Genomic DNA, 13220 nt, shown 5'->3' with positions numbered 1-13220 from the left:
ACATCCCTCCATGCCTTTCGATATCGCTCTCAGCGGCATCAATGCCGCTTCCACGGACCTGGAAGTCACCGCCAACAACATCGCCAACACCAGCACCGTGGGCTTCAAGGGCTCGCGTGCGGAGTTCTCGCAGGTGTATTCCGTGGCCGGCCAGAACCTCGCCGCCACCGCCGCGGGCAATGGCGTGCGCGTGACCAACATCGCCCAGCAGTTCAGCAACGGCAACATGTCGCAGACGGGTAACTCGTACGACATGGCCATCAGCGGCACGGGCTTCTTCACGCTGCGCGATGGCTCGGGCTATTCCTATTCGCGTGCCGGTAATTTCCACCCGGACGACAACAACTTCATCGTGAACGCGACCGGCCAGCACCTCCAGGTGTATCCGCCGACCGCTTCCGGCGGCTTTGACCAGAGCGCGCTGAAGGACCTGCAGCTGACCTCGGGCACCTCCGCCGCCAAGGCCAGCGCCAATATCGGCATCTCGGCCAACCTTTCGGCCAGCGCGGCGGCTCCGGCCAACGCCACGTTCGACCCGAAGGACGACACGTCGTACAACTCCATGTCGACCTTCCAGGCCTACGATTCGCTGGGCGCGGCGCATACCGTCAACGTCTATTACGCGAAGGACGCGGCTGGCTCCAACAGCTGGCAGGCCTACATGACGGTCGACGGCACCCAGGTCGGTACCCCGCAAGCCATGACCTTCAGCAGCGGCGGCGCCATCCTGACCCCGGCCAGCAACAAGCTGAACTTCGGCGCCGTCTCGCCGAACCCGGGTGCCAACCCGATGAACCTGACCCTGGACATGAGCAAGGTCACCCAGTTCGGTGACGCGGCCTCGACGACGGCGACGACCAACGACGGCTACCCGGCCGGCAAGTTCTCGGCGATCGACGTGTCGTCCGAAGGCGTGGTGTCGGCGAAGTACACCAATGGTGACTCGGTGGCACTCGGCCAGGTCGCCCTGGCGACGTTCGCCAACCCGCAGGGCCTGCGCCAGCTCAACGACACGAACTGGGCCGCCTCGGCCGATTCGGGTCAGCCGGTGCGTGGCTCGGCGGGCTCCGGTGACATGGGTGCCATCCAGTCCGGCCAGCTCGAGGCCTCGAACACGGCCGACCTGACCGCCCAGCTGGTCAACATGATCAAGGCGCAGCGCAACTACCAGGCCAACGCCCAGGTCATCTCGACCGATAACACGCTGACCCAGACGATCATCAACATCCGCAACTAAGCCCCGCTGGCGGGCGTGGCCGTGATGGCCGCGCCCGCCCCGGGCCGTCGCAGGGGAAACCGCCATGGACCGTTCCGTATATGTCGCGATGACCGGCGCCACGCAGACCATGCGTGCGCAGGCCGAGGTCGCACACAACCTGGCCAACGCCAACACGACCGGCTTCAAGGCCGAGCTGTCGGCGTTCCAGAGCCTGCCGGTCAAGGGCGATGGCTTGCAGACCCGCATCAACGGCGTGGCCCAGGGCATCGGCTTCGATACCACCCAGGGCAACCAGATGGCCACGGGCAACGACCTGGACATCGCCGTGCAGGGCAATGGCTGGATCGCGGTGCAGACGCCGGATGGCAACGAGGCCTACACCCGCGCCGGCAACCTGCGCATCGACGCCGACGGTCTTTTGACGGACATGCGTGGGAATGCCGTCATGGGCGGCGGTGGTGCCATCACCATCCCGCAGGCATCGAGCGTGAAGATCGGTAGCGACGGCACCATTTCCGTCGTCCCGCTCGGGCAGGCGCCGAATACGCTTACCACTACCGACCGCATCAAGCTGGTCAACCCGGGCGACGAGACGCTGCAGGCGGGCGCCGATGGCCTCATGCATACGCGTGACGGCAATCCGGCCGAGGCGGACGCCAATGTCCGCGTGGTCTCCGGCGAGCTGGAATCCAGCAACGTCAACCCTTCCGAAGTGCTCGTGAAGATGATTTCGCTCTCCCGCGAGTACGAAATGCAGGTCCGATCGATCAAGGCCGCCGACGAAAACGCCCAGTCGGCATCGAAATTGCTACAGGTGGGGTAACCACCGCCGCGCGACGCAAATCCGTCGCGGCATAGCAGGCGCCAAGCGCGCAGGAGTCAAAGATGTTCACGTCCCTCTGGATCGCCAAGACCGGCCTCGATGCGCAGCAGACGCGCATGGATGTCGTCTCGAACAACCTGGCCAACACGAACACCACCGGCTTCAAGCGCGCCCGTGCCGAGTTCGAAGACCTGGCTTACCAGAACCGTGGACAGGCCGGTGGCCAGACCACCGAACAGACGACCTCGCCGACCGGCTTCATGATCGGTACCGGTGTGCGCGTCGTCGGCACCCAGAAGATGTTCGAGCAGGGCGGTTCGCAGCAGACCGACAACCCGCTCGACGTGCGCATCGATGGCCGCGGCTTCCTGCAGGTCACCATGCCCGACGGCACCGTGGGCTACACGCGCGATGGTTCGCTCAAGCGCGACCAGGATGGCCAGATCGTCACCAACGACGGTTACCCGATCGAACCGGCCATCAACATCCCGGCGAACGCCACCGCCGTCACCATCGGTAACGACGGCACGGTCAGCGTCACGACCCAGGGCTCGTCGGTGTCGCAGACGGTGGGCCAGATCCAGCTCGCCGATTTCGTGAATCCCGCGGGCCTGGAGCCTCGCGGCGACAACCTTTACCTGGAGACCACCGCCAGCGGCACGCCGCAGACGGGCACGGCCGGCCTCAACGGCCTCGGCAACATCCAGCAAAACGCCCTCGAAGCGTCGAACGTCAACGTCGTCGAGGAAATGGTGAACATGATCGAAACCCAGCGCGCCTACGAGATGAACTCGAAGGCCGTGTCGGCGGCCGACCAGATGCTCCAGTTCATCACCCAGAAGACCTGATGACCCACGCCATGAATCGCCTCGCTCGCCTGATCCTCGCCGCGCTCCCGATCGCCACCCTTGCCGGTTGCGCCATCGTGCCGCCCACGCCGAAGCCCATGTACAGCGCCACGCTGCCGGAAGAGCCGTCCCGTTCGGCCATGCCGAGCGGTTCCATCTATGCCGACCAGCAGTCGATGGAACTGTTCGCCGACCCGCGCGCGCACCGCACCGGCGATATCCTCACGATCACCCTGGTGGAAAGCACCCAGGCCAGCAAGAAGGCCGCGACCAGCACCAGCAAGAAGAACAGCAACAACATCACCGCGCCCTCGATCCTCGGCCACGGCCTGAAGGTCGGCGGCAATGTCGCGGACAGCAGCCTCGCATCGAACAACGCATTCGCGGGCGACGGCTCGTCCAGCCAGAGCAACACGCTGAACGGCGAAATCACCGTCACCGTCGCGCGCCGCCTCAGCAATGGCGCGCTGGTAGTGCAGGGCGAGAAGTGGCTCACCATCAACCAGGGTGAAGAGCTCGTCCGCATCTCCGGCATCGTGCGCCCGCAGGACATCGGCAACGACAACGTCGTGCTGTCGAGCCGCGTGGCCGATGCCAAGATCGAATACGTCGGCAAGGGCACCCTGGCCGATTCGAACACGCGTGGCTGGCTGTCGCGCTTCTTCGATTCGAAGTGGATGCCGTTCTGATGAAGACCATCCTCCGCACCGCAGCCGTCGTGCTGGCGCTGTTCGCGATCCTGCCGGCGCATGCCGACAAGATCCGCGACCTCGCGCAGGTCGGCGGCGTGCGCAGCAACCAGCTCGTCGGCTACGGCCTCGTCGTCGGCCGCGACGGCAGCGGCGACCAGACCAGCCAGGCCCCCTTCACCACGCAGAGCCTGGAGAACATGCTCCAGCAGTTCGGCGTGAACGTGCCGGCCAACGTGCGCCCGCAGCTGAAGAACGCCGCGGCCGTGACCATCACCGCCGAGATCCCGCCGTTCGCCAAGCCGGGCCAGAAGATCGACGTCACCGTGGCCTCCATCGGCAACGCCAAGAGCATCCGCGGTGGCGAGCTGCTGATGTCGCCGCTGAAGGGTGCGGACGGCCAGGTGTACGCCATCGCCCAGGGCAGCGTCATCGTCGGTGGCGTCAGCGCGCAGGGCAAGAGCGGTTCCAGCGTCCAGGTGAACATCTCCGCCAGCGGCCGCATCCCGGGCGGCGCGAGCATCGAGCGCAGCGTCGCCACGTCGTTCGACAAGGGCGGCGACATCATGCTCAACCTCAACACCGCCGACTTCATGACGGCGAACCGCGTGGCCCAGGCCGTGAACCAGAACTTCGGCGCCGGCACGGCCAACGCCATCGATTCGGGCACGATCGCCGTGCGCGCGCCGCTCGATCCGTCGCAGCGCGTCTCCTGGCTCGCGACCATCCAGTCGCTCGATGTCACGCCGGGCGACGCGCCCGCGCGCGTCATCGTGAACTCGCGCACCGGCACCGTCGTCATCGGTTCCGACGTGAAGGTCGGCACGGCCGCCGTGGCGCACGGTTCCATCCAGGTCACGATCAGCGAGCAGCCGCAGGTCAGCCAGCCCGGCGCGTTCAGCCGCGGCCAGACCGCCGTGGTGCCGAGCAGCCAGGTCGCGGTCAGCGAGAACGGCGGGCACATGTTCAAGTTCGGCCCAGGCACCAGCCTGGATTCGATCGTGCGCGCGGTGAACCAGGTCGGCGCGTCGCCGAGCGACCTGATCTCCATCCTCCAGGCCCTGAAGGAATCCGGCGCGCTGCGCGCCGAGCTGGTGGTGATCTGACATGACTACCGCGGTCGACAACCAGCGCCTTGGCACCTACGCGGATATGTCCGCGTTCGCCGGCCTGCGTACGGCCGCGCAGAACGATTCGAAGTCGGCGCTGCCGGTCGTCGCCAAGCAGTTCGAATCCATCTTCACCCAGATGATGCTGAAGTCCATGCGCGACGCGAGCGCCGCCATGGGTGGCGATGACCTCATGGGCTCCAGCGCCGCGAACTCCTACCGCGACATGCTGGATCACCAGCTCTCGGTCACGCTGTCCCAGGGCAAGGGAATCGGTATCGCCGACATGCTCATCCGCCAGCTGGGCGGCAGCCCCTCGACCGCCGGTGCCGGTGGCGACAACGGCCTGTTCGCCGGCGTCACCGGTTCCGCATCGACCGCCGATGCCGTCTCGTCCAAGTCGGACCAGGACAGCGGCCTGATGAGCTCGCTGGAGCACATGCTCAGCGGCGCGGGCAAGGCCGTGGGACAGGGCGCGAGTGCCGTAGCCAATGCCATCGGTTCGATCGACAGCCCGCAGGAATTCGTCGAGAAGTTCGCGCCGCACGCAATCGAGGCCGCGAAGAAGCTCGGCGTCTCCGTGCGTGCGCTGCTCGCCCAGGCCGCGCTCGAGACCGGCTGGGGCAAGCACATGCCCGCGCAGGGCGGGAACAACAGTTTCAACATGTTCGGCATCAAGGCAGGCAGCAGCTGGGATGGCAAGCGCGTCAACGTGCCGACACTGGAATACGAAAACGGCGTGGCCGTGCGCAAGAAGGACAGCTTCCGTGCGTACGACTCGCCATCGGATTCGTTCAAGGATTACGCCGACATGGTCGCCAGCAGCCCGCGTTACGCGAAGGCGGTTGGCCGCGGCGACGATATCGCCGGCTTCGCCCATGCGCTCACCCAGGGCGGTTACGCCACGGACCCGAGCTATGCGCAGAAGCTGACCGATATCGCCAATGGCCCAGTGATGAAGCAGGCGCTCGCCGCGCTGAAGCACATCGCGGCAGATCTGTAAAAGGAAAAGACGATGGCTGACCTGCTTTCCACCGGCGTTTCGGGCCTGCTTGCATCGCAAGTCGGCTTGTCGACCGTTGGCAACAACATCAGTAACGTGAACACCGTCGGCTATAGCCGGCAGGTGACCGGGTTCAATGCGCGTGCGCCGCAGTTCCAGGGCGGCTACTACGTCGGCCAGGGCGCCGATGCCGTCAGCGTGCAGCGCGCGTACAGCCAGTTCCTGACCCAGCAGGTGTGGTCGGCGAACTCGAGCCAGAGTCGCGCGGCGCAGTACGCCGGCCTCACCGCGTCGGTGAACAACGTGGTCAGCGGCTCGACCAACCTGCAGACTTCGCTGGATAGCTTCTTCGGCGCGATCAGCGACGTGGCCAACGCGCCGGTGGATACCGCGAGCCGCCAGGCCCTGATCGGCCAGATGAGCTCACTGGTGTCGACCTTCAAGTCGCTCTCCACGCAGTTCCAGTCGCTGGATGCCCAGACCAACCAGCAGATCAGCAGCGCGGTCGACAACATCAACACGCTGGCCAAGAACATCGCGAACCTCAACGCGCAGATCCAGAAGGGTTACGCGAGCGGTGCCGAGCCCAGCGAACTGCTCGACCAGCGTGACCAGGCCGTTTCCGATCTCTCCAAGATCGTCGGCGTCAGCGTCACCCAGACCAGCGACCACATGTACACGGTCAGCGTGGGCAACGGCCTGCCGCTGGTCAATGGCACGAACTCCACGAAGCTCGCCACGGCCACGAACCAGTACGACTCGTCGCGGCTGGAAGTGGTCGACACGCAGGGCACGGTGATCTCGGGCCAGCTAGGCTCGGGCTCGCTCGGCGCGACGTTCGATTTCCGCACCAACGTGCTCGACCCGGCCCGCAACCAGCTCGGCCGTTCCGCGATTGCGCTCACCAGCGCGATGAACAAGCAGAGCGCGCAGGGCATCGACCTGAACGGCGACGCCGGCGGCAACATGTTCAACATCGCCGACCCGGCGGTGTTCAACAGCACGAAGAACACCGGCACCGGCTCGGTCTCCGCCGTGGTGTCCGATGTATCCAAGCTCGATAGCTCCGATTACATCCTGCGCTTCGATGGCGTGAAGTGGTCCGCAGCCACGACCGCGGGCGTGACCGTGCCCATGACCGGCACCGGTTCGGCTACCGACCCGTTCGTGGTCGGCGGCATGCAGATCACCGTGGCCGCGGGCGCGGCTGCCGGCGATTCCTTCCAGATCCAGCCGACCCGCAACGCCGCGTCCACGATCAGCGTGGCGATCAGCGACACGAACAAGATCGCGGCGTCCGGTCCGCTCGCCGCTGGCAAGGCCTCGACCAACACCGGTAGCGGTGTGCTGGGCGGCCTGACGGTGACCGATACGGCGAACCCGAACTTCAAGACGCCGGTCAATATCGTCTTTACGTCGGCCAACACCTACAGCATCAATGGTGGGCCGGACCAGAACTACACCTCGGGCGACACGATCACCGGCAACGGCTGGTCGCTGAAGCTCACAGGCAAGCCCGCGCTAAACGACACGTTCACCGTGAAGCCGGCCGGCAGCTCGAGCGGCGACAACGGCAATGCGCTGGCGATGGCCAACGTCGCCAATGTCGGCGTGCTCGATAACGGCGTGACGACGGTCGGTAAGTCGTACAGCCAGCTGGTCGCCCAGGTTGGCACGGCTGGTGCATCCGCCAATACGGCGCTGAGTGCACAGCAAAGCATCCTCGACCAGGCCACGGCATCGCAGCAGAGCGTTGCAGGCGTGAACCTGGATGAGGAGGCCGCCAACCTCCTGAAGTTCCAGCAGGCGTATTCGGCGTCCGCCCAGGTGATCACCACGGCGAACTCCATCTTCCAGTCCCTCCTTTCCGCGGTGCAGAGCTGATCATGCGTATCTCCACGACCTGGCAGCAGCAACAGTCCGTCAACCAGATGCTCAACCGGCAGTACGACCTGTCGCAGACGCAGCTGGCCCTCGGCAACGGCAAGGCGATGCAGAGCCCGTCGGACAACCCCGCCGCCGCGGCGCGGGCGGTCGACGTCAACTCCGCGAGCGCGCAGAACGACCAGTACTCGCGCAACATCAACATGGCCACCACGCGCCTGTCGACGGAAGAGCAGTCGCTGTCGAACGCGTCGGATATCCTCGATCGCATCCGTACGCTCGCGCTCGAAGGCAGCAACGGCACGCAGACCGATGAGTCACGCAAGTCGATCGCGACGGAACTTCGGCAGACGCTGCAGCAGCTCGTGGCGCTGGGCAATACGAAGGACGGGCAGGGCGAATACATCTTTGCCGGCAATCGCACTTCCTCGCAGCCGTTCACGCAGTCGGAGCTCGGTGTCACGTACAGTGGCGACCAGGGCCAGCGCATGGTCGCGGCCGGCGCCGGGTTGCAAGTGGCGACGGGCGATAGCGGCGACGACGTCTTCATGTCGATCAAGGGCGGCAACGGTACGTTCCAGACCGCCGCCGGCGCGACGAACACCGGTACCGGCGTCGTCGGTGCCACCACCGTCACTGATGCTTCGGCGTGGACGGGTGGCAGCTACACGATCACCTTCACCGATGCATCGAACTACGAAATCCATGATGCCGCCAATCCGACCGGCCCTGCGATCAGCACCGGTACATACGCGGGTAACTCGGGCGTCATCAATTTCAACGGCGCGCAGATCAACCTGACCGGCGCACCGGCGGCCGGCGATTCGTTCTCGGTCACGCCGTCGTCGTCGCAGGATGTGTTTTCCACCGTCGCGGGCCTCATCACGGCGTTCGAAACGCCGGGTGGTGGTGCGGCGATGAACAACGCGGTGAATGCGCAGCTGCAGAATCTCGACCAGGCGCAGGGCAGCTTCCTCAATACGCGTACCCAGATCGGCGCGCGCATGAACACGCTGGACCAGCAGACCAGCCTGGGCTCGGACATGAAGCTGCAGTACGACACCACGCTTTCGGGTCTGCAGGATCTCGACTACGCCAGCGCGGCGAGCAAGTTCTCGCAGCAGCAGAGCGCGCTCGATGCCGCCCAGCAGGCCTACGTGAAGATGCAGAACCTTTCGCTCTTTAATTACCTGAAGTAATTCAGGTACTGAATGGCAGAACGCGTAAGACGTTCACCATGGATGGCTTTGCCGGGCGGTTGCCACCACGCCACGGTTTCTTGCGACACCTTGGGTTGACCTTTCCACCAACGGCACGGTTGCCGGCCCGGATCCCCCTGGCCGGATTTCCACACAGGAAGTGAAAAATGGCCCTAAACCCCGGCGCACCCGTGCCGATACCTCCCTCGACAGTGGCAGGGCAGGGCTACGTCCCAGGCCCCCGTCAAAAAATAACTGTTGACAGGTAGAAAAAGTTCTCAAGTTTCCTCCCGGCGTGCCGTAAACCTCTCTGAGGCGGAAGGCTTCCCTATCGGAACCCCGCCGGAATACGCCGACACCTACTCCGGCCATTCGGTTCCGCTACCAAAGGATCATTACGATGTCTCTGACCATCAACACCAACATCATGTCGCTGAACGCTCAGCGCAACCTGAGCACCTCGCAGACGAAGCTGTCTTCGGCTATCGAGCGCCTGTCCTCGGGTAACCGCATCAACAGCGCCAAGGACGACGCCGCCGGCATGGCGATCTCCACCCGCATGACGACCCAGATCAACGGTCTGAACCGCGCCGTGCAGAACGCCAACGACGGTATCTCGCTGGCCCAGACGACCGAGTCGGCCCTCGACGAAGTCACGAACAACCTGCAGCGCATCCGTGAGCTGGCCGTGCAGTCGACCAACGCGTCGAACTCGCCGAGCGACCGCGCCGCGCTGGACGCCGAAGTGCAGCAGCGTCTGTCGGAAGTGACCCGTATCGCCACGCAGACGAACTTCAACGGCATGAAGGTGCTGGACGGTTCGGCCAAGAACCTCAGCTTCCAGGTCGGCGCCAACGTCGGTGAAGTCATCACCGTCGGCCTCGACAAGGGCATGAAAGCCAACCAGGTGGGTAGCCTGGCTGAAGCCTCGGCCACCGGCACGTTCGGTGCGACCCTCGCCGCTGGCGACCTGAAGATCACCGTGGGTGGTGGTACGGCTGTGTCCGTGGCTGCCGGTACCTACACCTCGTCGCAGGATCTGGCCGACGCGGTCAACAAGGCGGCTGGCAGCACGGTTGCCACGGTCGATACCAACGGCGAGCTGAAGTTCTCGAACAGCGATGCGACCAACGCCATCACGATCGCGTCGACGGGCGGCGCCACGGCTCTCGCGCTTCCGACCACGGTTGCCGCCGCCACGGCCGGCCCGCCGGTGGTCCCGGGCACCGCGACCTCGACCGCGGTTGCCAAGAACGTTAACGGCACGCTGAAGGCTGGCGATCTGTCCATCTCGGTTGGCGGCGGCAAGTCGTTCGACATCACGGGCACGTTCAAGAGCACGCAGGACCTGGCCGACGCGATCAACGCCCACACCAGCGAAGGCATCAGCGCCTACGTCGGTGAAGACGGTTCGCTCAAGATGTCCTCGGCGCAGTCGATCGCCGTGACCGTCGGTACGGCTAACGCCAGCAACCCGGCTTCGAAGTTCGGCTTCTCCACGGCCACCACGCAGGTCGCGACCGGCACCACGCTGGCCGACTCGAGCGTCAAGACCGTCGACGGCGCCAACGAGACGATCAACCGCATCGATGCCGCCCTGCAGTCGGTTTCCGACCTGCGCTCGGACCTCGGCGCTGTGCAGAACCGCTTCGATTCGACCATCTCCAACCTGTCGAACATCTCGCAGAACCTGACCTCGTCGAAGTCGGCCATCACCGACGCCGACTTCGCCCAGGAAACGGCGAACATGTCCTCGGCGCAGATCCTGCAGCAGGCCGGCGTCTCGGTTCTCGCCACCGCGAACCAGTCGCAGCAGATCGTGACCAAGCTCCTCGGCTAATCAGCCCGGAGCTCCGCCAACCCCGGGACTAGTCCCGGGGTTGGCAGGGTAATTGCTTAGTTGTCACGGGTGGCCTTGCTTGCAGGGTCACCCGTCGACAAATTGGCGCCCAGGGCAGTGAGGCGTCTTCAAGGAGAAACCTCATGGCCAGTAATCCGATCACCCTGGGTTCAAGCTCGATTGACGTCGCGTCGATCGTTTCGAACCTGGTAGCCAACAAGCGCGCCGCGAAAGACAAGCAGCTTTCCGACGCCAGTACGGCCAACACCACCCAGTTTTCCGCGGTCGGCAATTTCACCTCCTCGCTGACCAGCTTGCAGAGCGCCATGAAGGCGCTGACCAACGGTTCCGCGTTCACCACGCAGAAGACCTCGGTCGGCGACAACACGATCCTGACCGCCTCGGCCGATGACTCGGCTGTCCCCGGTACCTTCAATATCGTGGTCGGCAAGCTCGCGGCGGCCCAGAAGACCTCTTCCACTGCCATCAGCAGCTCGACGGCTGCCGTCGGTACCGGCACGCTCACGATCGCCATTGGCGACAAGTCGATGAGCCTGGATATTGGCAGCACGGGCAACTCGCTGCAGGACATCCGCGACAAGATCAACAAGGCATCGGATAACCCCGGTGTCACGGCCAGCATCGTTACCGGAAAGGCTGGTGCACATCTGGTCCTTTCTTCGGTTTCCACGGGCGCCGCCAACGCGTTCTCGGTGACCGCCAGCGGTGGTGACGGCGGCCTTTCCAAGCTTGCGTTCGATCCGACGACGGATACGCCGACGACGAAGGCGCAGGATGCCGAATTCACCATCGATGGTACCGAGGCGACCAGCGCCACGAATACCGTGGCCGATGCGATCGACGGCGTCACGCTGAGCCTGGTGAAGGAAGGCTCGAGCAGCGTCAGCATCACGACGGATACCTCGGCCGTCACCACGGCCGTACAGAACCTCGTCACTGCTTACAACTCGTTCGTTTCGACCTACCAGACCCTGACCAAGTACGACTCGACCAACAACCAGGTCGGCGCCCTCATCGGCGACGCCACGGTCATGTCGATCAAGAGCCAGGTCTCCAGCCTCATCGGTTCGCACGTTCCCGCGGCCAACGGTGGCCCAACCTCGCTCAGCAGCCTGGGTGTGTCCTTCCAGGTCGATGGCACGCTTGCGTTCGATTCGAGCAAGCTCACCAAGTTCATGGCGTCGAACCCGAAGGAGACGCAGAGCCTGCTCAGCGGCGACAACGGCATCGCGCCGAAGCTCGACAAGCTGATCACGAGCTGGACCTCCAGCTCCGGCATCCTGACCCAGCGCACCAATAACCTGAACCAGAAGACCAAGGATATTGCGCAGCAGCAGTCGGATTACGACCAGCAGATGCAGGACTACACCAAGCGGCTGACCACGCAGTACACCGCGCTGGACACCATGATGACCAAGCTCAGCAGCACCAGCAGCTACCTTCAGCAGCAGTTCGACGCGCTGAACAACTCGAACAAGTAACACGGTAGGAACGACTAGACATGGCACTGGGATACTCCCGCGGCGCAGGCGCCTACCAGCAGATCCGCACCGGCGGCGGCATTGAATCCGCCGACGCGCACGGCCTGGTCACCCTCCTGATGGATGGTGCACTCGAACGCATCCGCCTGGCGGTGGCGTGCATCGCCACCGGCAACGTCGCCTCGCGCGGCGAAGCCATTTCCAAGGCCATCGAGATCATCGGCGGCCTGCAGGCCGGCCTGAACCACGAAGTGCAGCCCTCGCTGGTCGAGCGCCTGGATGCCCTGTACGATTACATGAGCCGCCGCCTCCTGTTCGCCAACATGCACGCCGACACCCTGGCGCTGGATGAAGTGGCGACCCTGCTTGGCCAGATCCGCGACAGCTGGGTGGCTATCCCCGCTGAAGCTCGCCAGGTGGCAGGGGCGGGCGCATGAACATCACCTTCTGCGACATCGACCGCGTCCTGACCCTGACCGAGGCCATGCACGCCGCCGCTTCGGAAGGGCGCTGGGATGACCTGACCGGCCTGGAAGCGGAGCGCGACCCCGTGTTGCGTGCCGGCACGATGCGCCCGGCACCGGAAACGCTCGAGTCGCTCAAGTCGATCATGCTGATCGACAACCTGATCAAGGACCTCGTCTCGGCCGCCCGCGACGAGACCGCGCTGGCGCTCGGTTCCTCGAACCGGGTACGCAAGGCCGTGGCTGCGTATACTTCGTTCTGATTTCACCACGGTGGCAGGCCCATGAGTGACTCGACGTGGAAGGCCTTTTCGGAGCGGGTCAGCTGGGACGCCCGGTTCCACGCCACCTGTGAACCCGCCGAGCGCCCCGCGCCAGCCGCCCTGGCCTCGGTCAACGATCGCAACGCCAATGTCCTGGTCGCTGTCGCTGCCCTGATGGACCGCCGGGTCGACACCGGCGACGAGGACAACGCCCTCAGCCATGAGGTCGCCCGGCTTGATGCCAAGCTCAACGTCCTCATGGAGATCGTGAACCGCCTTCTCCTGCCGCAGTCGGCCCTGCCACCCCGCATTTCCCTGCGCTTCAACGCCCTCGGCGTGGTCCTCCCCTGGGACGGCCTGCCGCCCGTGGGCGAGTC

The 13220-nt window shown here is 64.9% G+C and carries 13 protein-coding genes; all 13 read left to right on the top strand.

Going from position 1 to position 13220, the window contains the following annotated elements:
- Positions 1-1237: flagellar hook protein FlgE (flgE, locus tag ACTHLF_RS01070; protein WP_440324071.1), on the top strand; the 1237-nt coding region annotated here is incomplete at its 5' end.
- Between the two features lie 64 nt (positions 1238-1301).
- On the top strand, positions 1302-2042 hold the full coding sequence (flgF, locus tag ACTHLF_RS01065) for a flagellar basal-body rod protein FlgF (protein ID WP_440324069.1): 741 nt from the start codon (positions 1302-1304) through the stop codon (positions 2040-2042).
- A 62-nt stretch (positions 2043-2104) separates the two neighbouring features.
- A complete protein-coding gene (gene flgG, locus ACTHLF_RS01060) occupies positions 2105-2890 on the top strand; it encodes a flagellar basal-body rod protein FlgG (RefSeq protein ID WP_247328410.1) in 786 nt (261 codons plus the stop codon).
- Complete coding sequence (gene flgH / locus ACTHLF_RS01055; protein ID WP_440324066.1) at positions 2890-3579, top strand: flagellar basal body L-ring protein FlgH; 690 nt, start codon at positions 2890-2892, stop codon at positions 3577-3579. Before flgG ends, flgH begins: the two co-directional genes overlap by 1 nt.
- Positions 3579-4685 carry a flagellar basal body P-ring protein FlgI gene (locus ACTHLF_RS01050; RefSeq protein WP_440324064.1) on the top strand — a complete coding sequence of 369 codons (1107 nt, stop codon included), beginning with the start codon at positions 3579-3581 and terminating at the stop codon, positions 4683-4685. Before flgH ends, ACTHLF_RS01050 begins: the two co-directional genes overlap by 1 nt.
- A gap of 1 nt (position 4686) precedes the next feature.
- Complete coding sequence (flgJ, locus tag ACTHLF_RS01045) at positions 4687-5691, top strand: flagellar assembly peptidoglycan hydrolase FlgJ (protein ID WP_440324062.1); 1005 nt, start codon at positions 4687-4689, stop codon at positions 5689-5691.
- Between the two features lie 12 nt (positions 5692-5703).
- The gene (gene flgK, locus ACTHLF_RS01040) at positions 5704-7575 is read left to right on the top strand and encodes a flagellar hook-associated protein FlgK (protein ID WP_440324060.1); all 1872 of its coding nucleotides are present in this window, start codon (positions 5704-5706) and stop codon (positions 7573-7575) included.
- A gap of 2 nt (positions 7576-7577) precedes the next feature.
- Positions 7578-8774: a flagellar hook-associated protein FlgL gene (gene flgL, locus ACTHLF_RS01035; protein ID WP_440324058.1), complete on the top strand. Its 1197-nt coding sequence runs from the start codon at positions 7578-7580 to the stop codon at positions 8772-8774.
- A gap of 400 nt (positions 8775-9174) precedes the next feature.
- Positions 9175-10614: a flagellin N-terminal helical domain-containing protein gene (locus ACTHLF_RS01030; protein WP_440324056.1), complete on the top strand. Its 1440-nt coding sequence runs from the start codon at positions 9175-9177 to the stop codon at positions 10612-10614.
- A 143-nt stretch (positions 10615-10757) separates the two neighbouring features.
- Positions 10758-12116 carry a flagellar filament capping protein FliD gene (gene fliD / locus ACTHLF_RS01025; protein WP_440324054.1) on the top strand — a complete coding sequence of 453 codons (1359 nt, stop codon included), beginning with the start codon at positions 10758-10760 and terminating at the stop codon, positions 12114-12116.
- A gap of 20 nt (positions 12117-12136) precedes the next feature.
- Entirely contained in the window at positions 12137-12553 is a 417-nt protein-coding gene (gene fliS, locus ACTHLF_RS01020; RefSeq protein WP_440324052.1) for a flagellar export chaperone FliS, read from the top strand.
- Positions 12550-12843 (top strand): flagellar protein FliT, encoded by a 294-nt coding sequence (locus ACTHLF_RS01015; RefSeq protein ID WP_440324050.1) that lies wholly within the window; start codon positions 12550-12552, stop codon positions 12841-12843. Before fliS ends, ACTHLF_RS01015 begins: the two co-directional genes overlap by 4 nt.
- A 21-nt stretch (positions 12844-12864) precedes the next feature.
- On the top strand, positions 12865-13220 hold a 356-nt coding region (locus tag ACTHLF_RS01010; protein WP_440324049.1), incomplete at its 3' end, for a PilZ domain-containing protein.

The organism is Luteibacter sp., assembly GCF_051958795.1.
Lineage (GTDB): Bacteria > Pseudomonadota > Gammaproteobacteria > Xanthomonadales > Rhodanobacteraceae > Luteibacter.
This window is presented reverse-complemented; position numbering and strand designations above follow the sequence as displayed.